25 protein-coding genes are annotated in these 22,800 nt (G+C 72.8%); 12 read left to right on the forward strand and 13 right to left on the reverse strand.

Annotated features, from left to right (window positions below; genetic code table 11):
- Nucleotides 1-514: SigE family RNA polymerase sigma factor (locus ABZ749_RS01855; RefSeq protein WP_357221821.1), on the reverse strand; the 514-nt coding region annotated here is incomplete at its 3' end.
- A 98-nt stretch (nt 515-612) separates the two neighbouring features.
- Entirely contained in the window at nt 613-1,572 is a 960-nt protein-coding gene (locus ABZ749_RS01860; protein ID WP_357221823.1) for a DMT family transporter, read from the reverse strand.
- A gap of 106 nt (nt 1,573-1,678) precedes the next feature.
- Here ABZ749_RS01860 and ABZ749_RS01865 point away from each other — a divergent pair, with 106 nt between their 5' ends.
- Complete coding sequence (locus ABZ749_RS01865) at nt 1,679-2,398, forward strand: HAD family hydrolase (protein WP_357221825.1); 720 nt, start codon at nt 1,679-1,681, stop codon at nt 2,396-2,398.
- An 8-nt stretch (nt 2,399-2,406) separates the two neighbouring features.
- Here the strand turns inward: ABZ749_RS01865 and ABZ749_RS01870 are convergent, their stop codons facing one another.
- Nucleotides 2,407-2,937, reverse strand: coding sequence for a hypothetical protein (locus ABZ749_RS01870; protein WP_357221827.1), 531 nt, complete (start codon nt 2,935-2,937; stop codon nt 2,407-2,409).
- 12 nt (nt 2,938-2,949) lie between these two features.
- On the reverse strand, nt 2,950-3,819 hold the full coding sequence (locus ABZ749_RS01875; protein WP_357221829.1) for a PhzF family phenazine biosynthesis protein: 870 nt from the start codon (nt 3,817-3,819) through the stop codon (nt 2,950-2,952).
- Between the two features lie 33 nt (nt 3,820-3,852).
- On the opposite strand from ABZ749_RS01875, the gene ABZ749_RS01880 reads away from it, so the two are divergent.
- The 3 genes from ABZ749_RS01880 (at nt 3,853) to ABZ749_RS01890 (ending at nt 7,007) form a co-directional block, all read left to right on the forward strand.
- Nucleotides 3,853-5,139: a CBS domain-containing protein gene (locus tag ABZ749_RS01880; protein ID WP_355005098.1), complete on the forward strand. Its 1,287-nt coding sequence runs from the start codon at nt 3,853-3,855 to the stop codon at nt 5,137-5,139.
- Nucleotides 5,132-5,782, forward strand: a complete 651-nt coding sequence (locus ABZ749_RS01885; protein ID WP_357221831.1) for a DUF1003 domain-containing protein — start codon at nt 5,132-5,134, stop codon at nt 5,780-5,782. Before ABZ749_RS01880 ends, ABZ749_RS01885 begins: the two co-directional genes overlap by 8 nt.
- A 76-nt stretch (nt 5,783-5,858) precedes the next feature.
- The gene (locus tag ABZ749_RS01890) at nt 5,859-7,007 is read left to right on the forward strand and encodes an Mrp/NBP35 family ATP-binding protein (protein ID WP_357221833.1); all 1,149 of its coding nucleotides are present in this window, start codon (nt 5,859-5,861) and stop codon (nt 7,005-7,007) included.
- Nucleotides 7,008-7,212: 205 nt separating this feature from the next.
- Here ABZ749_RS01890 and ABZ749_RS01895 read toward each other — a convergent pair whose 3' ends face one another.
- Nucleotides 7,213-7,638 (reverse strand): preprotein translocase subunit TatB, encoded by a 426-nt coding sequence (locus ABZ749_RS01895; protein WP_355005095.1) that lies wholly within the window; start codon nt 7,636-7,638, stop codon nt 7,213-7,215.
- Nucleotides 7,639-7,735: 97 nt separating this feature from the next.
- Entirely contained in the window at nt 7,736-9,190 is a 1,455-nt protein-coding gene (locus ABZ749_RS01900) for a trypsin-like peptidase domain-containing protein (RefSeq protein WP_357221836.1), read from the reverse strand.
- A 234-nt stretch (nt 9,191-9,424) separates the two neighbouring features.
- Between ABZ749_RS01900 and ABZ749_RS01905 the strand changes: the two genes are divergently transcribed.
- The gene (locus tag ABZ749_RS01905; RefSeq protein ID WP_357221871.1) at nt 9,425-10,075 is read left to right on the forward strand and encodes an O-methyltransferase; all 651 of its coding nucleotides are present in this window, start codon (nt 9,425-9,427) and stop codon (nt 10,073-10,075) included.
- A gap of 54 nt (nt 10,076-10,129) precedes the next feature.
- On the opposite strand, the gene ABZ749_RS01910 is transcribed toward ABZ749_RS01905, so the two are convergent.
- Nucleotides 10,130-11,605, reverse strand: a complete 1,476-nt coding sequence (locus ABZ749_RS01910; protein ID WP_357221837.1) for a leucyl aminopeptidase family protein — start codon at nt 11,603-11,605, stop codon at nt 10,130-10,132.
- Nucleotides 11,606-11,752: 147 nt separating this feature from the next.
- Complete coding sequence (locus ABZ749_RS01915) at nt 11,753-11,920, reverse strand: DUF3117 domain-containing protein (protein WP_007455245.1); 168 nt, start codon at nt 11,918-11,920, stop codon at nt 11,753-11,755.
- Between the two features lie 189 nt (nt 11,921-12,109).
- Between ABZ749_RS01915 and ABZ749_RS01920 the strand changes: the two genes are divergently transcribed.
- From ABZ749_RS01920 to ABZ749_RS01935, 4 genes are read left to right on the forward strand one after another with little or no spacing between them, the layout of a single operon-like run.
- Entirely contained in the window at nt 12,110-12,928 is an 819-nt protein-coding gene (locus tag ABZ749_RS01920) for a PaaX family transcriptional regulator C-terminal domain-containing protein (protein WP_091394799.1), read from the forward strand.
- Between the two features lie 4 nt (nt 12,929-12,932).
- Entirely contained in the window at nt 12,933-13,724 is a 792-nt protein-coding gene (locus tag ABZ749_RS01925; protein ID WP_355005093.1) for an enoyl-CoA hydratase-related protein, read from the forward strand.
- Nucleotides 13,725-13,783: 59 nt separating this feature from the next.
- On the forward strand, nt 13,784-15,082 hold the full coding sequence (locus tag ABZ749_RS01930) for a DUF1800 domain-containing protein (protein WP_357221839.1): 1,299 nt from the start codon (nt 13,784-13,786) through the stop codon (nt 15,080-15,082).
- A 14-nt stretch (nt 15,083-15,096) separates the two neighbouring features.
- The gene (locus tag ABZ749_RS01935; protein WP_357221841.1) at nt 15,097-16,338 is read left to right on the forward strand and encodes a DUF1501 domain-containing protein; all 1,242 of its coding nucleotides are present in this window, start codon (nt 15,097-15,099) and stop codon (nt 16,336-16,338) included.
- Here ABZ749_RS01935 and ABZ749_RS01940 read toward each other — a convergent pair.
- Nucleotides 16,335-16,958 (reverse strand): hypothetical protein, encoded by a 624-nt coding sequence (locus tag ABZ749_RS01940; protein ID WP_357221843.1) that lies wholly within the window; start codon nt 16,956-16,958, stop codon nt 16,335-16,337. The two genes, ABZ749_RS01935 and ABZ749_RS01940, sit on opposite strands and share 4 nt — an antisense overlap.
- 13 nt (nt 16,959-16,971) lie before the next feature.
- Entirely contained in the window at nt 16,972-17,553 is a 582-nt protein-coding gene (locus ABZ749_RS01945) for a DNA-3-methyladenine glycosylase I (RefSeq protein WP_357195534.1), read from the reverse strand.
- Nucleotides 17,554-17,666: 113 nt separating this feature from the next.
- Here ABZ749_RS01945 and ABZ749_RS01950 point away from each other — a divergent pair, with 113 nt between their 5' ends.
- The gene (locus ABZ749_RS01950) at nt 17,667-18,587 is read left to right on the forward strand and encodes a sterol desaturase family protein (RefSeq protein ID WP_355005088.1); all 921 of its coding nucleotides are present in this window, start codon (nt 17,667-17,669) and stop codon (nt 18,585-18,587) included.
- Here the strand turns inward: ABZ749_RS01950 and ABZ749_RS01955 are convergent.
- On the reverse strand, nt 18,532-19,029 hold the full coding sequence (locus ABZ749_RS01955; protein ID WP_355005087.1) for an SRPBCC family protein: 498 nt from the start codon (nt 19,027-19,029) through the stop codon (nt 18,532-18,534). The two genes, ABZ749_RS01950 and ABZ749_RS01955, sit on opposite strands and share 56 nt — an antisense overlap.
- Nucleotides 19,026-19,640, reverse strand: coding sequence for a DivIVA domain-containing protein (locus tag ABZ749_RS01960; protein WP_357221845.1), 615 nt, complete (start codon nt 19,638-19,640; stop codon nt 19,026-19,028). The genes ABZ749_RS01955 and ABZ749_RS01960 overlap by 4 nt, the downstream gene beginning before the upstream one ends.
- A gap of 156 nt (nt 19,641-19,796) precedes the next feature.
- Here ABZ749_RS01960 and folP point away from each other — a divergent pair, with 156 nt between their 5' ends.
- A complete protein-coding gene (gene folP / locus ABZ749_RS01965; protein WP_357221847.1) occupies nt 19,797-20,666 on the forward strand; it encodes a dihydropteroate synthase in 870 nt (289 codons plus the stop codon).
- A 67-nt stretch (nt 20,667-20,733) separates the two neighbouring features.
- Here folP and ndhC read toward each other — a convergent pair whose 3' ends face one another.
- Nucleotides 20,734-21,111, reverse strand: a complete 378-nt coding sequence (ndhC, locus tag ABZ749_RS01970; RefSeq protein ID WP_357221849.1) for an NADH-quinone oxidoreductase subunit A — start codon at nt 21,109-21,111, stop codon at nt 20,734-20,736.
- 129 nt (nt 21,112-21,240) lie between these two features.
- On the opposite strand from ndhC, the gene ABZ749_RS01975 reads away from it, so the two are divergent.
- A complete protein-coding gene (locus ABZ749_RS01975) occupies nt 21,241-22,719 on the forward strand; it encodes a hypothetical protein (protein WP_357221851.1) in 1,479 nt (492 codons plus the stop codon).
- Nucleotides 22,720-22,800: the final 81 nt, after the last annotated feature.

Genomic DNA, 22,800 nt, shown 5'->3' on the forward strand with positions numbered 1-22,800 from the left:
CCTCCTGCGGGTCACGGCCGACAAGTTCGGCCAACTCGGGGGCGAGGACACGGAGTCGACCGAGGGCGTGGCGGGTCTGACTCTTCACGGTGCCGACCCGGCAGCCGAGCAGTTCCGCCGTCTCCGTCTCGGTGCGGTCCTCGTAGTAGCGCAGCACGAGGACCGCGCGCTGCCGCGCGGTCAACCGGGCCAGCGCCGCCGACAGCACCAGCCGCAGATCGGTGTCGTCACCCGGCCCGGGACGTTCCGGCAACGCCCCGTCCAACCGCTCCGGCGGGCGGGCCCGCCGCCAGCGCCACCAACTGGCCGCCTGCGTGCAGAGCACCCGGCGCAGGTAGGCGCGCGGGTCAGCGATCCGCTCCCACCGCACCGCGACCCGAGCGAGTGCCACCTGGACCAGGTCCTCGGCATGATGCCGGTCACCGGTCAGCAGGTACGCGAGCCGGGTCAGCCCGGCGGTCTCGGCCCGGACGAAGTCGGCGAAGCCGTCCCGGGTGCGGTCCTCAGTCGTCAACGGATCGCCCTCCTCACCCGGACAGACGCCGGGCGGGCCCTTCGCGGAGGGAACCAGCGTCCATGTTCCTCACGTCGTGGCGGCACCGTGTCGGGCGATCAGTCGGACAGTGGCGTCGGGTCGGCGGGCAGGGCTGTGGGTTCGGCCGCACGGCGGCCGGCGCGGGCGCCGCCCAGCACCACCACCGCCACGCCGGCCAGCAGCATCGCCATGCCGAGCAGCGCGTACGGGCGGGGCACCTGCCCCAGCCAGGCCCAGCCGAGCACTGCCGCGCCGGGCGCCTCCAGCAGGATCAGCACGCTCACAGTGGTCGCCGGGATCTTCCGCAGGGCGTAGTTGAACATCGAGTGCCCGAGCAGTTGGGCGCCGGCCACCAGGGCCAGGATGGCCAGCCAGGTACGCCCGTCGAAGCCGGTCAGCCGCACGCCGCCGACCAGGCACAGGGCCAGCAGGATCAGCGCGCAGATCCCGTAGCAGATGGTGGTGTAGGTGGTGGTGCTGATGCTGACCCGGGCCCGTTCCCCGAAGGCGGTGTAGACGGCGGCGAACATGGCGCCGATCAGCGCCAGCACGTCACCGAGGACGGCCCGGCCGGAGACCCCGACGTCCACCCCGGTGGCGACCGCCGCGCCGCCGACCGCCACCGCGATGCCGGTCCACACCACCCGGGGCAGCGGACGCCCCTGGGCGCGGGCGATCAACCCCTGCCAGACCGGCTGGGTGGCAACCAGGGCGGTGGACGTGGCGACCGAGGTGAGCTGGGCGCTCGGCACCCAGGTCGCGAAGTGCCCGGCGAGGGCGACCCCGGACAGAACGCAGAACAGGCCCTCCCGCCGGCCCGCGCCCACTGTCAGCCTCCGGAACTCGGCGCGGCGTCGGACCAGTGCGAAGGGGCTCAGGACGGCCACCGCGAGCAGGTTGCGCCAGAACGCGATGGCCAGCGCCGGAGCGGCGGCGTACGCGATCAGCGGCGCGGACGACGACACGGCGACCACTGCCAGCCCGACCGCGCCGGTGGTCAGCGGATCCAGGGACGGTCGGGGTGAAGGTGGGGGCACGGGACGTAATCCTCACACGTATGACGGTCAGCACGGAGGGTCATCACTCCGTTACGATCACGCGGTTCCGCGCCGGCGACCCTCGACCGCCCGGAGGCGCTCTCCCATGCCCAGCTACCAGGCGGTGCTGTTCGACTTCTTCGGCACCCTGACCCGTTCGGTACAACGCGGTGTCGCGCACGTCGGCACCGCTGAGCTGCTCGGATGTCCCACCGAGGTGCTGACCGAGGTGCTGAACCGCACCTACTACGAGCGGGCCAGCGGCCGGCTCGGCGACGCGGAGGCGACACTGCGCTGGGTGTGCGCCCAGGCCGGCGTACACCCCAGCGACCACGCGGTACGGGCAGCGGTGGCGTCCCGGCACCGGGCGGTCCGCGCCGACACCTGGCTGCGGGCCGACGCGGTGCCGGTGCTGGCGGCTCTGCGTCAACGCGGCCTGCGCACCGGCGTGATCAGCGACTGTACGCACGAACTGCCGGCCTTCCTGCCGCAGCTCGCGGTCGCCCCCCTGCTCGACGTACGGGTCTTCTCGGTGCAGGTCGGGCGGTGCAAGCCGGATCCGACGCTCTACCTGACGGCCTGCCAGCGGCTCGGGCTCGCGCCAAGCGACTGCCTCTACGTCGGTGACGGCGGCAGCCAGGAGTTGACCGGCGCCGAGCGGGCCGGGATGACCGCCGTCCGGCTCGCCGCACCGGATCTGGCCACGCACATGGTCTTCAACGCCGACCGGGACTGGTGCGGCCCCGCCCTCGGCACCCTGGGCGAGGTGCTCGCCCTCGTCGACGCCGACGCCGCGGTGGCGGGCGTCGGCGGTCGGACGGGCTGATCGACCAATCAGCGGCGGCGGACCCGGTGCAGGCGGAACGGCTTGCGGGTGGCCCGGACCGCCGGAGTCGCCCGGGGCGGCTCGGCCTGCGCGTCGGCCGGCAACTCCGCTCCGGCCAGCGGCGTACCGGCCGGGGCGAGGCGGTTCACGGCACATCCGTCGGCGGCCCATCGGGCCACCAGGTCAGCGGTCGGACCGGGCGCGTTGAGGCGCTTCGCCGCCACCAGCGGCGCGGTGACGTCCCACGCCTCGGTGCCCGGCTGCAACCGGCTCACCCGGGCCGGCCAGGTGACGATCCGGCCGCCGTGGTCGCCGCGCAGGGTGACCTGGGCCTCGGTCGCGTCGGCCAGACCCGGTGCGGCCTGCTCGCCCGGCCCACTGACCACCAGCAGCGCGCCTTCCAGCGGGGCGCACCAGAGCGCAAGCGCCGGCCCACCCGCAACGCTGACCCAGGCCACGGCGGCCTTCTTCATCGCCTCGTCGACCAGTGGGGTGCCCCCGGGGGCGGTCTCGTCCGTCACACCCGCATCCTCCCGCATCGGCGCCTCCGCTCAGCCCACGAACGGTGGCACGGCGATCTCGCCGCGAGCCACCGGCACCACCTGGCCGGCCACGGTCGCGCCGACCGCCGCCCCGTTCGCCGCGGTGACCGTGCAGGCCAACGCGGACGGACGGTTCATCTCCACGCCCTGACGAACCGCGTACTCGGACCGACCCTCACCGGGCAGCAGACCGCTCGCGACCAGCCAGACACCGAGGCCGAGGGCCGCCGAACCGGTCGCCGGGTCCTCCGGAACGCCGATTCCCGGCACGAAGACCCGGGCGTGCGCGGTTTGCGCGGCCGCGTCCCAGGAGAAGACGCTGACGTGCGAAACCCCGTACCGCTGCGCCGCCGTGGCATTCACCTGCGCGCGGGCCACCGACTCCGGCCGTACCGGCAGGAACGGGAACTCCAGCCCGCAGCCGGCGACCCGTGGGGCGGGCCCGATGTGATCCTCGGCGACCAGGCCGGCGATCTCCAGCAACGGCTCCGGGTCCAGCTCCGGCCCGAGCGTCGGGGCGCCACCGGTCAGCGTCGCCCCGGACGCGGTCACCTCGATCGGCAGCACACCGGCCCGGCACTCCTGGGTGACCTGCCCCACACCGAACATGCCCCGCCGGCAGGCGGTGACCGCCGCGCCGACACTGGGGTGCCCGGCGAACGGCAACTCCTCCACCGGGGTGAAGATCCTGGCCCGGTAGGTGACGCCGACCTGGGTCGGCGGCAGCACGAACACCGTCTCGGACAGGTTGAACTCCAACGCGAGCGCCTGCATCTGCTCGGTGGCCAGCGCCTCCGCACCGAACACCACAGCCAGCGGGTTACCGGCGAAGGGGCGATCGGTGAAGACGTCCACGATCTCGTAGGCCAAGGTCGACATGTTGATAAACACTAGGCGCTTAGGCTGGTGCCCGTGAGTACGCCGACCCGGGTCTACATCGCCCGTCTCGCCGGAGTCGCCGTCTTCGACCCGAACGGCGATCAGGTGGGCCGGGTTCGTGACGCCGTGGCACGGCTGCGGGCGACGAAGCGTCCGCCGGAGGTGGTGGGCCTCGTCGCCGAGATGCCGATGCGTCGTCGGATCTTCCTGTCCATCAACCGGATCACCTCCATCGACGCGGACGCCGTCGTGCTCGGGTCCGGCACCCTCAACCTGCGCCGGTTCGAGAAACGTCCGAACGAGCTGCTGGTGCTCCAGGAACTGCTCGACCGGCGGGTGCAACTCGACCCCGGCGGCCAGCCCGGCGCCGTCGTGGACGTCGCGATGGAGTGCACCCGGGGTGGCGAGTGGTCGCTGACCCGTGTCGCCGTACGCGAACAGACCGGTCGGCTCAGCCGCCGCGGCCACCTGCACCAGGTCGAGTGGGACCGGGTGCGCGGGCTCAGCGGCATCGCCGACAACCGGGGTACGGCGAACCTGCTCGCCGTCCTGGAGGACATGCGCCCCGCCGACCTGGCGAACGCGTTGCAGGATCTGCCCGACGCGCGACGCAACGAGGTCGCCGCCGCGCTGGACGACGAGCGACTGGCCGACGTGCTCAGCGAGCTGCCGGAGCACGACCAGGTGGAGATCCTCGCCGCCCTCGACCGGGAGCGGGCCGCCGACGTCCTGGAGGAGATGGACCCGGACGACGCCGCGGATCTGCTCAACGAACTGCCCCCACCCGAGCAGGACGTGCTGCTGGACCTGATGGAGCCGGACGAGGCCGACCCGGTACGCCAACTGCTCAAGTACACCCCCGGCACGGCGGGCAGTGTGATGACCTCCGAGCCGGTCATCCTGCCGCCGGACGCCACAGTCGCCGAGGCGCTGGCCCGGATCCGGGAGCCACAGCTCTCCCCCGCCGTGGCCGCGCAGGTCTTCGTGACCCGGGCACCGCAGAACACGCCGACCGGCCGGTACCTGGGAATGGTGCACTTCCAGGCGCTGCTGCGCGAACCCCCGGCCGACCTGCTGGGCAAGGTGGTGGTCAACGACATCGACCCGCTGCGCCCCACCACGCCGCTGCCGGAGATCACCCGCCGGATGGCCACCTACGACCTGGTCGCCATGCCGGTGATCGACCGCAACAACCGGCTGGTCGGTGCCGTGACGGTGGACGACGTGCTGGACCACTCGCTGCCCCGGGACTGGCGGGACCGCGACGCCCTCGTCGCCCCGGGCACCACCGACCCCGCGCTGGACGGCACGGATGGCTGACCAGCGTCGGACGGAGCGCCTCGACCAGCCACGCGAGCCCCGGGGCATCAAGCTGCCCCGGTTCGACGCGGAGGCGTTCGGTCGATGGTCCGAGGGCATCGCCCGGGGCATGGGCACCGCGAACTTCATCGTCGTCATGACAGTGGTGATCGCGATCTGGTTCGTCTGGAACACCCTTGCCCCGGCGAACCTGCGCTTCGACCCGTACACCTTCACGTTCCTGACCCTGGTGCTGTCGTTGCAGGCCAGCTACGCGGCCCCGCTGATCCTGCTGGCCCAGAACCGGCAGGCCGACCGGGACCGGGTGGCCCTGGAGGAGGACCGGCGGCGAGCCACCGCGCAGAAGGCGGACACCGAGTACCTGGCCCGGGAGATCGCGGCCCTGCGGATCGCGCTCGGCGAGGTCGCCACCCGCGACTTCCTCCGCTCCGAGCTGAGCCGGCTGGCCGAGGAACTGGACGAGGTGGGGCAACGCCGGCAGCGGCTGGAGCGCCGCCAGCAGGAGAAGGACAACAGGCAGGAGCGACGTGGCCAGCGGCCGACCGACGGCGTCGGCCTGGAAGAACCCCGCGACGACCTGGACGGCGACTTCACCCGCAACGCCCGGCCGGACGGCACCGGCCCGCGCCGGTCGGAGAGCTGACCGACGGGTCATCGATTGGCTCACACCGCCCTGGGCAGCGGCGGCAACGGATGCCCCGCGACGTAGCATTGCGGGCATGTCAGCACCCGTGAGCACCGTCGAGGACGCGATCCAGGCCGCCCTGGCCACCGTCAACGACCCGGAGATCCGCCGGCCCATCACCGAGCTGGGCATGGTCCGCTCCGCCACGATCGGTGCCAGCGGTGTGGTCCGCGTCGAGCTGCTGCTCACCGTCGCCGGCTGCCCGCTGAAGGACAAGCTGCGTACGGACATCACCGCCGCCGTCGCCTCGGTGCCCGGAGTCACCGGCGTTGAGATCGACTTCGGGGTGATGACCCCCGAGCAGCGGCAGTCGTTGCAGTCGCAGCTGCGCGGCGGCGGCGCCACCGAGGAGCCCGTCATCCCGTTCGCCCAGCCCGGCTCGCGCACCCGCGTGTACGCGGTGGCCAGCGGCAAGGGTGGCGTCGGCAAGTCCAGCGTCACCGTCAACCTGGCGGCGGCGCTAGCCGCCCGTGGGCTCTCCGTCGGGGTCGTCGACGCCGACATCTACGGCCACTCGGTGCCTCGGATGCTCGGCACCGAGGCGCGACCCACCCGGGTCGAAGACATGATCATGCCGCCGCAGTCGCACGGCGTGAAGGTGATCTCGATTGGCATGTTCACGTCCGGCAACGCCGCAGTCGTGTGGCGCGGCCCGATGCTGCACCGGGCGTTGCAGCAGTTCCTGGCCGACGTCTACTGGGGCGACCTGGACGTGCTCCTGCTCGACCTGCCGCCGGGCACGGGTGACGTGGCCATCTCGCTGGCCCAGTTGCTGCCCAACTCGGAGATCCTGATCGTCACCACCCCGCAGACCGCCGCCGCCGAGGTCGCGGAGCGGGCCGGGGCGATCGCCCTGCAGACCCACCAGCGAGTGGTCGGCGTCATCGAGAACATGTCCTGGCTGGAGCTGCCGGACGGCTCCCGGATGGAGATCTTCGGCGCCGGCGGTGGTGAGGCGGTGGCCGAGTCGCTGAGCCGGACCATCGGCGCGCAGGTGCCGCTGCTCGGTCAGATCCCACTGGACACCCGGGTCCGCGAGGCCGGCGACGCCGGCAACCCGATCGTGCTGGCCGAGCCGGAGTCCCCGGCCGCTCAGGCGCTCGGCACGGTCGCCGACCGGCTCGCCCTGCGCCGCGAATCACTGCTCGGCAAGCCGCTCGGTCTCAAGCCCGCCGGTCGCTGACCGCCCGGAACATGTCAGCCCGTCGGCCGCTGTCGGCCGGCGGGCTGATTCGCGTCGGTGGGTGGTCCAGCCAGGTGCTGGCCGAGCGCTGACCGAGCGCTGGCCCCATGGTCAACTCGGGTTTCTGGAAATCGGGGTATTCCGCGCCGTTTGACGGGCCGACTTCCTGGAAACCGAGTTGATCAAGGCAAGCGCGGCGGGTCGGTCAGGTGGCGTCGTCGTAGCTGGCCCGGGGGGCCGGGGCCGACGAAGTGCTGGTGGCCGTGCTGGCGGGCGAATTGCCGTTCGACCGCAGGTCGGCGGCGTTGGCCACGTCCTTCAGGTCGTTGTGCACGCCGCTGACGTCCGCGCGCAGGTTGTCGTAGACGCCCTGCAACGGCTTGCGGATCGCCGCCTCGTCCTCCTCGCTGAGGAGGTGCTTGCGGATGAACGCCTTCGGGTGCAGGTCTTCCAGCTGGATGTCGGTGCCCAGCTCACGGCTCAGGTCACCGGTGGCGTTGCGGGCCATGTTGCGCAGATTTCGCACCAGCCGCAGGCCGTCGGTGATCACGGCGGGAAGCCGGTCACCGAAGATCAACAGCGCCAGGAGCAGCAGCGCACCGATCTCCCACCAGTTCAGGTTGTCGAGCATCCCGCGGGCCTCCTCTCGGCGTCAGCAGCAAGACTACGCACGGTGGACGGCTTTCGGGCAAGGGGTGCGCCGCTGTTCACCTCACTTCCGCGCTGAGTCACTTCGCGTCCGCGGCGAGAGTTACCGAGGTGTTCTGCCGGGCGGAGCCCCGCCGATACTCGACGGTCACGATCGAACCCGGCGCGTACTTGCGGACCAACGCGGTCAGATCCGTCGGCTCGGTCATCGGCCGCCCGTTGATCTTGAGGATCACGTCGCCGACCTTCAGTCCGGCACCGTCCGCAGGGCCGGACGGCTCCACCTCGGCCAGCCGCAGGCCGCCCCCGACGACCCCGGTCGGGCCGTCCGCCCGCGCGCCGATCACCGTACGCCGGGCCTTGCCGGTGCCGATGATGTCCTGGGTCACCCGCTTGGCCTGGTTGATCGGAATGGCGAAGGCGAGCCCGATGTTGCCGGCCTCCTGCCCCTCGGCGACCAGTGACTTGATGGTGGAGTTCACTCCGACCACCCGGCCCGCGCCGTCGACGAGTGGGCCGCCCGAGTTGCCGTGGTTGACGGCTGCGTCGGTCTGGATGGCCGCGTAGTAACGCACCGGGCCGCCCGGCTCACCGGCCTGCATCGTCCGGTCCAGCGCACTCACGATGCCGGCGGTGACCGTGTTGGCCAGCGACAACGGCGAGCCGATGGCGAGCACGGGGTCGCCGACCGCCAGCGCGTCGGAGTCGCCGAACTCCACGGGTCGCAACCCGGGACGACTCACCTTGATCACCGCGATGTCCGACTCCGCGTCCTGGCCGACGATGGTCGCCGGCGCGGTGCTGCCGTCGTTGAAGACCACCGATGCCTTGCCGGTGCCGCCGGCCACCACGTGGTCGTTGGTGATCACATGGCCGTCGGTGGTGGCGATGAAACCGGAGCCCTCACTGGTGCCGCCGAGGCTGCTCACCCGTACGGTGACCACGCTGGGCAGGACCCGTTCGGCGACCCCGGCCAGCGACTCCGGTTTGCGCTGCGCCAGCGCCGGCACCTCTGCGGGCGCACCGCCGAGGACCGCCGCACCAGCGCCGCCGCGCACCGCGAACGCGTAGCCCAACGCACCGCCGAGGGTGCCGGCCAGCAGCGCGGTGATCACGGGAATGAGCAACAGGTGGCGCAGTGTCGGCCGGCCCGGCGCATCAGGATCGGTGACCGGCTCGGGCTCGGCGCCGGGAGCCACCACCCCGGACACCACCACAGCGGTCGGGGCTGCCGGGTCGCGCCAGGGGTCGGCGAGCGCGTCCGACCACCAGGCCGACGCATCGGCAGGGCCCGGCCCGCCCGAAGCCGACGCCGGCCAGGCCGGTGTCGGTCCGCCGGAAGAAGGCTGCCAGGCGGGTGTCGGTCCGCCGGAAGACGCCGGCCAGCCCGGTGCCGGCCCGCTGCCTGGCGGGCCGAGGGGCGGGCGGTCAGCCCCCGGCATGGTCGGCGGCCCCACCGACGGGGCTCCTGCCCCGGGCGGTCGCGCCGGAGCCGGAGTCTCACCGCCCCGGCGCCAGTCCCAGCCGTCGGTCACGTGGTGCCTCCCAGTCCGTCCCCGGATCCCGTGCCGCGTCGCCCGGCCACGGGCCGGTCTGGTCGCGGCTGACGGGATACCGCCTCCAGGATTGCACGGATGGACGCGGTGCAGTCAGCGGTTGCCCCGGTGATCGCTCCGGGCGGAGGCGCGGCTGCGCGCCCCACGACTGTCGCCTCTACGCTCACAGTGCCAACCCGCCCCCGCACCACGCACCGCCCCCGGAGGTGCCCCATCGCCACGGTCGCCGGTTCCGGCAGTTCGACGACACAGGCCCAGCATTTTGCCGAGTCGTACGTCACCGAGGATCTCGTTCTGCGTACCGCCCGCAGTCTGGCCCGGGAGGTCGGCCTCGACGCGGTCACGCCCGGCGCGGGGGCGGCGCTGCGGCTGCTGGCCGCCGCCGGCAACGCCCGTGCGGTGGTGGAGATCGGCACCGGCACCGGGGTCAGCGGTGTCTGGTTGCTGCGCGGCATGCGCGTCGACGGCGTGCTCACCACCATCGACGTGGAGGTGGAGCACCAGCGGATCGCCCGGCGGATCTTCGCCGAGGCGGGTTTCGCGGCCGGGCGTACCCGGATCATCACCGGTCGGGCGCTCGACGTGCTGCCCCGGCTCGCCGACGGTGCGTACGACCTGGTCTTCGTGGACGCGGAGGCGACCGGCTTCCACGCCTGCGTGGAGGCGGCGCTGCGGCTGTTGCGCCCGGGGGGAGTGCTGGCGCTCAACGGCGTGCTGGCCAGCGGCCGGATCGGAGACCCGTCCGCCCGGGACGCGGAGACGGTGACGGTTCGCGAAACGATCAAAGCGGTCCGGGAGTCGGAGCACTGGATCCCCGCGATGCTTCCGGTCGGGCACGGGCTGCTCGCCGCGGTGAAGTGCTGATTCGAGCCCAGGACGGGTCAGAGCCCCGGTCGCGCCGAGGCTCTGACCCGCGCCCTAGTTGACGTCGGCGAGCCAGCGCAGCAGCGAGCGGACGCCCCAACCGGTGGCGCCGCGGCTGACCTCGGCCTGGTCTCCGTCGGCCCAGGACGGGGCGGACATGTCCAGGTGCAGCCAGCGGTCTCGTAGTTCACCGGTGAACTCGCGCAGGTAGAGCGCGGCCAGCACCGAACCGGCACCCTGGGTGGGCGCGCTGTAGAGGTCGGCGATCTCGCTGCCGAGGTACTCGACGTAGTCGGTGTGCAGCGGCATCCGCCACGCCGACTCGCCGGCCGCCTCGGCCGCCGCCAGCACGCTGGTGGCCAGTTCGTCGTTCTCGCTGTACAGGGCGGCGGTGCGCTTGCCCAGCGCCACCGAGTTGGCGCCGGTGAGCGTGGCCAGGTCGAGCAGCAGGTCCGGTTTGAGCTGCTGCACCGCGTACGCCAGCGCGTCGGCGAGGACCAGGCGACCCTCGGCGTCGGAGTTGGTCGTCTCGCTGGTCGTACCGCCGTAGTGCCGGATCACGTCGCCGGGGCGGAACGCCGAGCCGCTGACCATGTTCTCGGCCAGCGGGGTCAACGTGGTGATCCGGACCGGCAGCCGCAGCGCGGCGGCGCCCACCGTGGCGGCGACGACCGCAGCCGCGCCGGCCATGTCCTTGCGCATCAGCTTCATCGACGCCACCGGCTTGATCGAGATGCCGCCGGTGTCGAAGGTGATGCCCTTGCCGATCAGCACCACGTGGGTGCGCGCGTTGGCGGGGTGCCAGTCCAGCTCGACCAGCCGCGGTCCGCTGGCGGAGCCACCGCCCACGGCGAGGATCCCGCCGAAGCCCTCGGTGGTCAGCTCGGCCGGGCCACGGACCCGCAGCCGCAGGTCCGGAAGGTCGGCTGCGGCGGTGGCCACCTGGTCGGCGAACCACTGCGGGGTCTTCACCGAGGAGGGGGTGTTGGTCAGGTCCCGGGCGAGATGCGTCATCGCGGCCGTGGTTCGGGCCGTGGCGACGGTGTCCTCGTACCCGGTGGGGTCGTCGAGCAGCAGGTCGACGGCGGTGAGCGCCGGTCGGTCGCCGGCCTCGGTGAGCCGGAAGCGGTACGGGGCGAGCAGCAGCCCCTCGGTCAACCCGCGAACCGCGGCCGGGGTCACCTCGGCCGGCAGCGCGATGGTGATATGCGTCTCAGCTGACGCTGAGCGGGCCAGGGCGGCGCCGGCCGCCCGCCAGGCCGCCTCGTCGCCGTCGCCGATGCCGAGCAGTAGCAGCCGGCCGGGGGTACGCCCGGGGCGCAGCTGGGTGTGGATCTCGCCGGCTCGGCCGGTCAGCCGGGCCGCTGACACCAGCGCGGTCGCCTCGCCAGCCGTGCCGTCCGGGCCCGCCACGGCGGTCGGTACCGGCTCGGCCGAGGTGTCACCTTCCGCCGTCGAATCGGCGGAGCGGACGGGCAGAACGAGGACGTCGAGCCGGTCGGGCTCGGCGATCAGACGAATGGCGAGCACGCGGAACCGCACCTCCAGGAAAGTGTCGCGGGTCGGCGGCCAACGCGCCTGCCCGCAGCGTTGAAGGCCCTGAGCCACCGGTGGTTCCGGTGGCTCAGGGCCTGAAGAACGTTCCGGGCGGCCTGAGCCGCCCGGAGCACTCCTTACTCAGCCGGCCGCTGCCTTCAGTGCGTCACCGAGCGCGTTGGCCTCGTCGGGAGTCATCTCGACGACGAGCCGGCCACCGCCCTCCAGCGGGACCCGCATGACGATGCCCCGCCCCTCCTTGGTGACTTCCAGCGGACCGTCGCCCGTCCGCGGCTTCATCGCCGCCATGTTGTCTCCCCTCAGACCTACACCAGGGTCGGTGGGTTGCCCCACAGCCACTTCGTCACGACCACCCGCAACGGTCACGGGGGTGTCAACAACGATTTTCCCTGATGAACACCGCCGGACCCAAACCGGAGCAGCATTGATGTAACAGCATCTAGCTTATCTTGAGAAGGCCTGTCACAATGTGCGGTCATGCAGGCACGGTCGGCACTCTTCGACCTGTACGGCGACCACCTCCGTCCGAGGGGTGGCCGGGCACCGGTTGCTGCCCTGGTCAAGCTACTGGCGCCGCTGGGAATCGCACCGCCAGCAGTTCGCACCGCCGTCTCCCGGATGGTGCGCCAAGGCTGGCTCGAGCCCCTCCGGTTGGTCTCCGGACCCGGATATTCGATCACACCGAAAGCTGCCCGCCGACTCGACGAGGCAGCGGCCCGGATCTACCGGACCGGCCGGGTCACCTGGGACGGCCGGTTCGATCTGCTGGTGTTGGAGGCCCCGGGCTCCCGGCGGGACCGCCAGCGGCTCGCCGCCAACCTGAGCTTCCTCGGCTACGGGACGCTCGACGAGCAGACCTGGGTCGCCACCCGCCCCGCCGAGGATGTCGACCTGCTCCTCGCCGAGACCGGCATCCGGTTCGAGCGGTTCACCGCCTCGCACTTCTCCGGCACCCCCGGCGCGATGGGCGTGGTCCGACGCGCCTGGAACCTGGCCGAGATCGGCCGCGCCTACGAGCGGTTCGTCGCGGACCAGCGCCCGCTGCTCGCCGCGGTCACCGTACGCAGCAGCGACGAGGAGGCGTACGCGACGCGGTTCCGCCTCGTGCACGCCTGGCGTACGTTCCTCTTCCAGGATCCGCAGTTGCCCCCGGCGCTGCTGCCCGAGCGGTGGCCCGGCACCGCCGCGGCCAGTTTCTTCGACCGGCACGCGGCCCGCCTGCGTCCGGCCGCCGACCGGTACGTCGAACAGTGCCTCGACGCCGGCAACCGCATCGTCCGACAGAAGGGTCGTTAGACACGTGACCGAGCCGCTGCTGGTCGACCGGACCGATGCCGTCGTCACCCTCACGCTGAACCGGCCGAAGGCGATGAACGCGCTCGACGTGGCGCTCAAGGAGGCGCTGCGTGACGCCCTCGCCGAGCTGGAGACCGACCGGTCCTGCCGCGCGGTGGTCCTGGCCGGGGCCGGCGGGTCGTTCAGCGCCGGGCAGGACCTGCGCGAGCACGTGGCCACCCTGGAAAACTCCGGCAATGATCCGCTGGGCACCGTGCGGGCGCACTACAACCCGATCGCCGCCCGGCTCGCCAACCTGCCCAAGCCGGTGATCGCCGCGGTCCGCGGGATGGCCGCCGGGGCGGGCGCGTCGTTGGCGTTCCTGGCCGACATCCGCATCGGCGGTCCGACCACCAGTTTCCTGATGGCCTTCGCCAAGGTCGGTCTCGCCGCCGACACCGGCGCCTCCTGGACGTTGCCGCGACTGGTCGGGCACGCCAAGGCGGTGGAGCTGCTGATGCTGGCCGAGCCGGTCCGCGCCGAGGAGGCCTGCCGGTTGGGCCTGCTCAACCGGTTGACGGACGACGACGAGCAGGTCCTGCCCGTCGCCCAGGAGCTGGCCGCCCGCCTCGCCGCCGGCCCGACCGTCGCGTACGGGGCGATCAAGCGACAGCTCTCCATCGCCGACGCCGGCACCCTCGCCGACGCCCTCGCCGCCGAGGCGCAGGCCCAGGCGATCTGCGGCGCCACCGCCGACCACCGGGCGGCCACCCTCGCCTTCGTCGGCAAGCAGAAACCGGTCTTCGAGGGACGCTGAACGCGATCCGGACGCCGCCCTTACCGTCCTCGAACACGGGCCGCCTAGCGTCGGCCGGTATGAGCGATCGTGAAGCGGTGGCGCACCTGCTGCGCCGGGCCACCTTCGGCCCGACCGCCGACGAGGTGGACGCGGCCGAGCGGGCCGGGACGGCGGCGACCCTGGACCGGCTGCTCACCCCGCCGGCGACGGACCGGGGTGCGGCGGCCACGCCGGTTCCGACGCTGCCCCCGGACCCGTACGCCGGGCTGACCAAGGACTCCACCCGCGAGCAACGGCAGCAGGCCAACGCGGAGCGCCGCAGGCAACTCCAGCAGGTCACCGAGTGGTGGCTGAACCGGATGGTGGCCGCCGAGGACGGGCTGACCGAGAAGTTGGTCTTCTTCTGGCACGGGCACTGGGCGACCAGCGCCCAGAAGGTCAAGTCGGCGCGGCTGATTGTGGGCCAGTTGGAGACGCTGCGCCGGCACGGTCGTGGGCCGCTGGGCCCGCTGGTCGCCGCGATGGTTCGCGACCCTGCCCTGATCGTCTGGCTGGACGGGCAGAAGAACACCCGCAAGGCGCCGAACGAGAACCTGGCCCGTGAGCTGATGGAGTTGTTCACCCTCGGCATCGGCGTCTACAGCGAGGCCGACGTGAAGGCCGGCGCGCGGGCCCTGACCGGCTGGGTGGTCGACCGGCGTACCGGTGCGGCCCGCTTCGAGCCCAAGCGGCACGACCCCGGCGAGAAGAGCATCCTCGGGCAGAGCGGCCGGTTCGACGCCGAGGCGTACGCCGGTCTGCTGGCCGCCCAACCGGCGGCCGCGACCTTCGTGGCCGGTCGGCTCTGGTTCCGCTATGCCGGCACCGAGACCCCGGCACCGGACGGCCTGGCCGGCGCGGACACCATCGCGACAGTACGCGCGCTCTTCTCCGCACCGGCCTTCGCGCAGACCCGGGGCACGCTGGTGAAGCAGCCGGTGGAGTGGCTGGTGGGTGCGCTGCGGCAACTCGGTATCCGTCCGTCCGCGCTGCCCGAGCAGCAACGCAAACAGTTGCTGGCCGGTCTGAACGCGCTGGACCAGGTGCCGCTGCGCCCACCCAGCGTGGGCGGTTGGCCAGCCGGGTCCGCCTGGCTGACCACCTCGTCGTTACAGGCCCGGCTGCGGACGGCCGGGGTGCTCGCCGCCGCCACGGCACCAGCGGTGCTGGCCCGGCTGACCGCCGCACCCACCGCCGGGCGACCGGACGCGCTGGCCCGACTGCTCGTGGTCGACGGCTGGGGCGCGCGCACCCGCGCCGCTCTCACCCCGCTGGCCGGTGAGCCCCGCAAACTGCTCGCCGCCGGCCTGGTCAGCCCCGAATACACAGTCAGCTGAGCGGAGGAGTCGACATGGACACAGTGACCCGACGCAGGTTCCTGGTGACCAGTGGGGTGGTCGGCGCGGGCGCGTTGGCCGCCGGGGCCGGCGCGTACAGCCTGCGGGACCTGCTGGACACCAGCGGAGACCGGGACCCGCAGTCCCGCACGCTGGTGCTGGTGACCCTCTACGGCGGCAATGACGGCCTCAACACGGTCATTCCGTACGGCGACCCGGCCTACCGGGCGGCTCGCCCGGAGCTGGCGTACCCGGACGGGGAGGTGCGGCGGTTGGACGACGACTTCGGCCTCAACCCGGCGCTGGCCGGCCTGCACCAGCGCTGGTCCGACGGTGGGTTGGCGATCGTGCGTGGGGTCGGCTACCCGAAGCCGGACCGCAGCCACTTCCGTTCGATGGACATCTGGCACACGGCGCAACCGGACCGGCCCGGCAACACCGGCTGGCTCGGGCGGTGGCTGGACGGTGCCGGTGGCGACCCCCGGCTGGCGGTCTCCTTCGAGCCGGCGCTGCCGCCGCTGCTGGCCGGGGCGCAGAGCGCCGGTGCGGCAGTGCCGGTGACCGACCGGAAGGCAGCCAAGGGGCTGTCGGCGCAGACGCTGACCGCGTTCGAAGCCGCCGAGCCTGGTGAGTCCGCCGCGCGAGCCCGGGCCGCCGCCTGCTTCGCCGACCTGCGATCGGTGGACGAGATGATCCGCCAGGTCCGCGACTCCGACAACCCGGACATGGCAGACCCGGACGGCGAGCAGGCGCCGGCGACCGCCACCGGCGGGGCGAAGACTCCGCTGGACGCCCAACTGGACCTGGTCGCGCAGTGCGTCGAGGCGGGAGTGTCCACCCGGGCCTTCTCCGTGTCGCTGGGCGGCTTCGACACGCACGCCGACGAGAAGCAGTTGCAGGCGGTGCTGCTGGGTCAGCTGGACCGGGCGTTGACCGGGTTCGCCGACCGGATGAGTCGCACCGAGGCGGGCCGGAAGGTGGTGGTGGCGGTCTACTCCGAGTTCGGCCGTCGGGTACGCGCCAACGCCTCCGACGGCACCGACCACGGCACCGCCTCGGATGTGCTGCTGCTCGGCGCGGGCGTCCGGGGCGGCTGGCACGGCGCACCGCCGAGCCTCACCGACCTCGACGACGGCGACCTGAAATACACCACGGACTTCCGGGACGTCTACGCCACGCTGCTGGAGCGGGTGCTGGACACCGACCCGGGCCCGGTCCTCGCCGACTGGCGGGGACGGGTGGACAAGCTCTTCTAATCGTCCTCTTCCGGGTCCTGGTTGGCCTGCTCGCCCAGCACGAACGCCTGCATGGCCAGCTCGTCGCCGGCCGGCGAGACGAAGGCGGGCAGCTCACGCGGGCCCAGCTCCTGCACGTAGGACCAGAAGAGCCGCACCGCCTCGGCCGGCGTGTCGGCCTCGATCGGCAGGTCGAGGCTGACCAGCCAGGTGCGGCGCGCCCGGGGCGGGCCGAGCTGGTCGGCCAGCGCCCGGAAGGCCGCCGGCTCCACGGCGGTCACCGGCCCGTCGAGCGTCAGCAGGTCGGCCGGCACCGGCTCGTCGAAGGCCCGCCGGGTGTACGCGACGACGAGCGTGCCCGGCTCGACCGGGGACTGCGGGTCGTCCGGGTCCTCGCGGTGGCGTCGTCCCGGCTCGGTGACCCGACCGAGGGCCACCAGCCGGGGCGGCGCGTCGACCAGCACTGCCACCTGGTCGCCCGGCCCTGGCCGGGCGACGTCGGTCAGCCCGGTCAGCTCCAGCGCGTCGTGGTGTACGAGCCGCTCGGCATCGTACCGTTCGGCGGGCAGCAGCACGGCCCAGGTGCCCACCCCGTCGGCGTTGCCGGCCGCACCGGCCCGGTGCGCGGTCTCGGTCGTCATGCCTGCCATCTCATCACGCCGCCGGTGGGACGGTGACGTGACAGCCGACGATGTGATCGTCGACCATCCCGGTGGCTTGCATCAGCGCGTACGCGGTGGTCGGGCCGACGAACCGAAAGCCGCGCTTCTTGAGTGCCTTGGCCATCGCTGTCGACTCCGGGGTGATCGGCGCCAGCTCGGCGAACGAGGCGGGACGAGTCGGCCGAGGCTCCGGCGCGAAGGACCAGAGCAGCGCGGACAGGCCCTCCGGCAGCTCCAGTGCGGCGCGGGCGTTGGCGATCGCCGCCTCGATCTTGGCCCGGTTGCGGACGATGCCGGCGTCGGCGAGCAGCCGGGTGACGTCGGCGTCGTCGTAGCGGGCGACGGTCGGGATGTGGAACTCGTCGAAGGCCAGTCGGAACGCCGGACGCTTGCGCAGGATGGTCAGCCAGGACAACCCGGACTGGAACGCCTCCAACGTCATCCGCTCGTAGAGCGCGTCGTCTCCGCGCAGCGGTCGCCCCCACTCGGTGTCGTGGTAGACGGCGTAGTCGGGGGTGCTCGACCCCCAGGCGCAGCGGGCCAGCCCGTCGGCGCCGATCACCAGGTCAGTCACCTCGTACACGCTAGGGCATCGCACCGACACCCCATTGCCACCGGCCGCCCGGCTGCCTATGGTGCTTGTTACCGACCGGTAGGTCGAGGTCACCCGACGGTGCGCCCCGACCGGTGACGGCGAGCGGAGGCCGCGCGGTGAAGGAGTTCCCGGACGTCATCGCCTGGTCGATCCCGGCCTTCGTGCTTCTCATCGTGTTGGAGCGAATCTCCTACCTGCTGCACCGTGACGACGACGAGGTCGGCTACGGCGGCGCCGACACCGCGACCAGCCTGACGATGGGGCTGGGCAGCATCTTCGCCGACCTGCTCTGGAAGGTGCCGATCGCCGCCGCGTACGCGCTGCTCTACGCGCTCACCCCGCTGCGGGTCGCCGAGCTCTGGTGGACCTGGCCGCTGATCCTGCTCGCGCAGGACTTCTGCTACTACTGGTCGCACCGCGGCCACCACGTGATCCGCATCCTCTGGGCCTCGCACGTGGTGCACCACTCGTCGCAGCGGTTCAACCTCTCCACCGCGCTGCGCCAGCCGTGGACCGGCCTGACCAGTTGGGTGTTCTACATCCCGCTGATCCTGGCCGGCGTCCACCCGGCCGTTGTCGCGTTCTGCGGCTCGGTCAACCTGCTCTACCAGTTCTGGATCCACACCGAGCGGATCGAGAAGATGCCGCGCTGGTACGAGGCGGTGTTCAACACCCCGTCGCACCACCGGGTGCACCACGCGTCGCAGGGCAGCTACCTGGACCGCAACTTCGGCGGCATCCTGATCGTCTGGGACCGGCTCTTCGGGTCGTTCGCGCCGGAAGGGGAACGTTGCGTGTACGGCCTGACCAAGAACGTCGGCAGCTACAACCCGGTCCGCGTGGCCTTCCACGAGTACGCCTCGATCGCCCGGGACCTGCGCGCCGCGGTGACCTGGCGGCACCGGGTCGGGCATCTCTTCCGCGCACCGGGCTGGCAGCCGGCACCGGGCTCCCCGGTCAGGGCAGCCGGCCCTGCTCGACCAGACGGGCAAACCTCTTCAGCGCCTGGGTGAGGCCGAGCTTGGAGCCGGGCCAGAGCACCGGCCACGCCAGTCGACCGGCCCGACCGCCCGGCAGGTGGAACCACTCGTGCCAGACGACCTGGGTGCGGTCCCGGTCCAGCTGGGTGCAGCGCAGCACCCCCGGGCCGCGCAGCAGCTGGCCGTGGTGCACGACGCCGATCTCGTACGGCTCGTCGACCCGGACCACCAGCATCTCGTCGCGCAGCGTCGCCCGGCCGAGCGCGGTCACCGCCTCGATCCGGCTGCCCTCGCGGCCGTCGCCCTCGACCACCCGGACGCGGGTGAACGGGATCCAGTCGGACTGACGTTCCCAGGCGAGCAGCGCGGCGAACACCCGCTCCGCCGGGGCTTCGACGATCACCGTGGCGGTCACCTCACCGGCACCGGGTCGGGCCGCCTCGCGAAGATCGTCAGCGCCCTCCGGCTCGGTCACGCCGACTCCGACCGAACCACCGCGTCGTGCTGGTCGGTGCCGGCGGTCTGCTCACGATCGGCCGACTCGTCGTCGGCGGGCGCGGCGGTAGGCGCCACTCCGTCGGAATCCGCCGGGGACGAGCTGGCGGCGGGGAACGGGCCGGGAGTCGTCGAGCCGACCGGGGCCGAGCCGGCCTCGCCGGTCAGCGGCACGTCTCCGCCCGGCTCGACCGCCTCGCCCGGCTCGGTCGCGTCCGCGGGTGTCACCTTGCTGGCGGACTGCTCGCGGGCCTGCCGCAGCACGTCCGCGTCGTCGGTGCGCCCCTCACGCAAGGCGATGACCTCCGACTCCAGTACGCCGATCAGCTCGGACTTGTAACCGATGTCGTAGGCGGCACGGCGCAACGCCTTATCGACCTGGTCCATCCGGTACCCGCGCAACCCGGTGTCGAAACGGACCGCCCCCACGTCGGATTCGCGTAACGGGCGGGTGCCCGGCAACGCCACGGCCTGCGAATCCGGTTCGGCCGGCACCAGGCCGGGATCACGCCCGCTGACCAGCACCGTCACACCGAATATCACCGCTGCGACTGTCAACGCCACGACCAGGAGGAGCAGAAGCTGACCCATGTACTGATCGTGGCATGGCAGCCGGCCGGGAGCGACCCCGCCACCCGCCTCGATCACGATCGGTGCCGACGCCCGCCCGGGATGGTGGACGGGCGACCGACTAGCGTCGGGACCGGCCGACGCGGCGGCGGCGGCGTGAACTTGCAGGAGGCGGGCATGGCCGGGGCGCTTCGGCTGGGTGGGCACACGTTCGCCCCCGGCGAGCTGGTGGTGATGGCGATCATCAACCGCACGCCGGACTCGTTCTTCGACCGCGGGGCCACCTACGCCGCCGACAGCGCTCTGCGCGCGGTGGAGCGGGCGGTGGACGAGGGCGCGGCCATCATCGACATCGGCGGCGTCAAGGCCGGCCCCGGCGCGGACGTGGACGTCGCCGAGGAGATCAGGCGCACGGTGGACACCATCGCCGCCGTCCGAGCCGCGTTTCCGGACGTGGTGATCTCCATCGACACCTGGCGGGCCGAGGTGGCGACGGAGGCCGTGGCGGCCGGCGCCGACCTCCTCAACGACACCTGGTCGGGCGTCGACCCGGCGTTGGTCCGGGTGGCCGCGCAGACCGGCGCCGGCCTGGTCTGTTCGCACGCCGGCGGGCTGACGCCGCGGACCAGGCCGCACCGGGCCGCCTTCACCGATGTGGTCGCCGACGTGGTCGCGACGGTGACCGGGCTCGCCGAGCGCGCGGTGGCGGCAGGGGTACGCCCCGACGGCATCCTCATCGACCCGGCGCACGACTTCGGTAAGAACACCCGGCACTCGCTGGAGATCACCCGCCGACTGGACGAGCTGACCGCTACCGGCTGGCCGGTGCTGGTGGCGCTCTCCAACAAGGACTTCATCGGGGAGACGCTGGGCCTGCCGGTGGCCGAACGGCTGGAGGGGACGCTCTCCGCGACGGCCGTCTCGGCCTGGTTGGGTGCCCGGGTCTTCCGGGCCCACCAGGTCGGCCCGACCCGCCGGGTGCTGGACATGGTGGCCTCGATCCGAGGCGACCGCCCGCCCACCGCCACCCGCCGAGGGCTCGCCTGACCGGTCGTCGCCGTAACCGACAGCGAACGGTCGGAGGGACCGACACGATCGCCGGAAGCAGTGGCGCTCAGGTCCAGCGGAGGATGTTCCTACGCCAGGCGTAGAGGATGCCGAGCGCGAGCACGGCCACGAACACCGCCATCTCCACCACCGTCACCAGACCGAAGCCCGGCCGGTCGAAGACCACCGCCCAGGGGAAGAGGAACACCGCCTCGACCGCGAACAGCACGTAGAGGTAGGCGTACACGTAGTAGCGGATCTGCACCTGCGCCCAGTCGTCACCGACCGGGTCGAGCCCGCACTCGTAGCTGGCCCGCTTGCCCGGCGGGTCGGCCGGACGCACCGGGCGTAACACCCGGTTGGCCGAGAACGCCGTAACGAAGAAGAGAACGCTGGCGAGCAGCAGGAGCCCGAGCGTCGCGTACGAGCCCAGGTATCCGTTCACAGTCGGCAGCCTACCGTCCGCCCGGACGGGCCGTCCCAAACACGTTACGGATTTGTTTCCAGATGGGACTAGTGCTCCGGGGCAACTGTTACCGAATACTGGACCCCCACCCATGTCACCGGAGGATTGATGTCCCGCGTGAAGGCATCGCCCGGTAACCGGGCGGAGGGGCGGCGTTCCACGCCCCTGCTGGCGACCGCGCTCGCGCTCGGCCTGCTCACGGCGCTCGCCGTGGGGCCGGCCTGGGCCAGCGCGGCCGCACCGGACGCGGAGCCGGTCGCGACCTCGGCCGAGCCGGTCAACGAGCCGGGAGGCGAGGAGCCCCCGACCACACCGGCGGAGGAGCCCACCCCGACCGAGGACCCGGGCGGTGAACCGGAGCCGACCGGCCCGGCGCCGGAGACCTCCGCGCCACCACCGGAGACGACACCACCGGCGCCGGTGACCACCGCCCCGGAGGTCCCGCCGGCGCCCACCACCAGCGCGCCCGCGCCGGGCGCCACCACCCGACCGCCCAGCCCGGCTCCCCCGGTGCCACCGACGGCGCCCCCCGCCCCGCCGACACCGCCGGGGCCGACGGTCCGCCCGCCCGCCCCGGGTTCGGCCCCGCCGCCGCAGAGCCCGCTGGGCGTGCAGGTCACCACCGGCGACGTCACCCTCACCGAGGCGTACTGGAACACGCCGAGCACGGCCGCCACCCTCCAGGTCACCGTGCACAACACCGGCACCACAACGGAACAGATCCGACTCTCGTACACGCTGCCCGTCGGGCTGACCGACGCCGGCACGAAGGGCTGCGCCGCCGCCGGTGGTGGGACGTACCGGTGCGGTGCCTGGACCGCCGGAGCGGACGTCCGGTTCAGCACCGTGCTGCGGCTGCGGGTCGCCGGCACGGCGTGGAAGCAGATGCCGCTCAGCGGCTCGGTCCAGGTCATCGCGGACGCGCCGGGAGCGGAAGGGGAGGCGACCGACGACCAGGGCTTCGCGGTGCTCTTCCCAGCGGGCCCGCCGGTGCCCGGGATCGCGCTCGCCGCCGACGAGGTGGCCTTCGACATCAGCGGCGGCCCCAGCACCCTCACACTCCGGCTGGGCAACACCGGCGCGGTGGACGCCGCCGGCCGGGTCGACGTCGTCCTGCCGGCCGGGGTGACAGTGCCGACCCCACCGCTCGGCTGCGTGGCGATCGACCCCACGCGTACCCGCTGCGACGCCGGCCTGGTGCCGGCGGGCACGACCGCCGAGGTGCAGCTGCCGGTGGAGGCGACGCCGCAGGCTCAGCGGGAAGCGCCGCTGTCCGGTGCCGTGATCGGGCAACTCGATCCACGCAGCGGCCCGACCCGGCGGGTGCAGATGAGCTTCCGGATCACCGCGGCAGCCGCACTGGCCACGCCGGTGGTCTCCCCACCCGCGCCGACCGGCTCGCAGGGCGTACTGCCCGCCGGTGCCACGACCGGAGACGGCGGGTTGACCTCGGTACAGCGCACCGCTGTCATCCTGATCGCGGTCTCCACGCTGCTGGTGGTGCTTGCCCTCACGCTGGCCACGACCTCGCTGCGGCGCCGGCTCGGCGGCCCACCGCCCGAGCCCGCGCCCAACCCCGCCGACTGATCGACGGACGACCCCGGCCCGCGCGACCGGGGTCGTCGGCGCGACCGGGGTGGTGATCTGAATTACGGCGGGCGGTGCGTA

The sequence above is a fragment of the Micromonospora sp. NPDC047753 genome (assembly GCF_040642735.1).
GTDB lineage: Bacteria > Actinomycetota > Actinomycetes > Mycobacteriales > Micromonosporaceae > Micromonospora.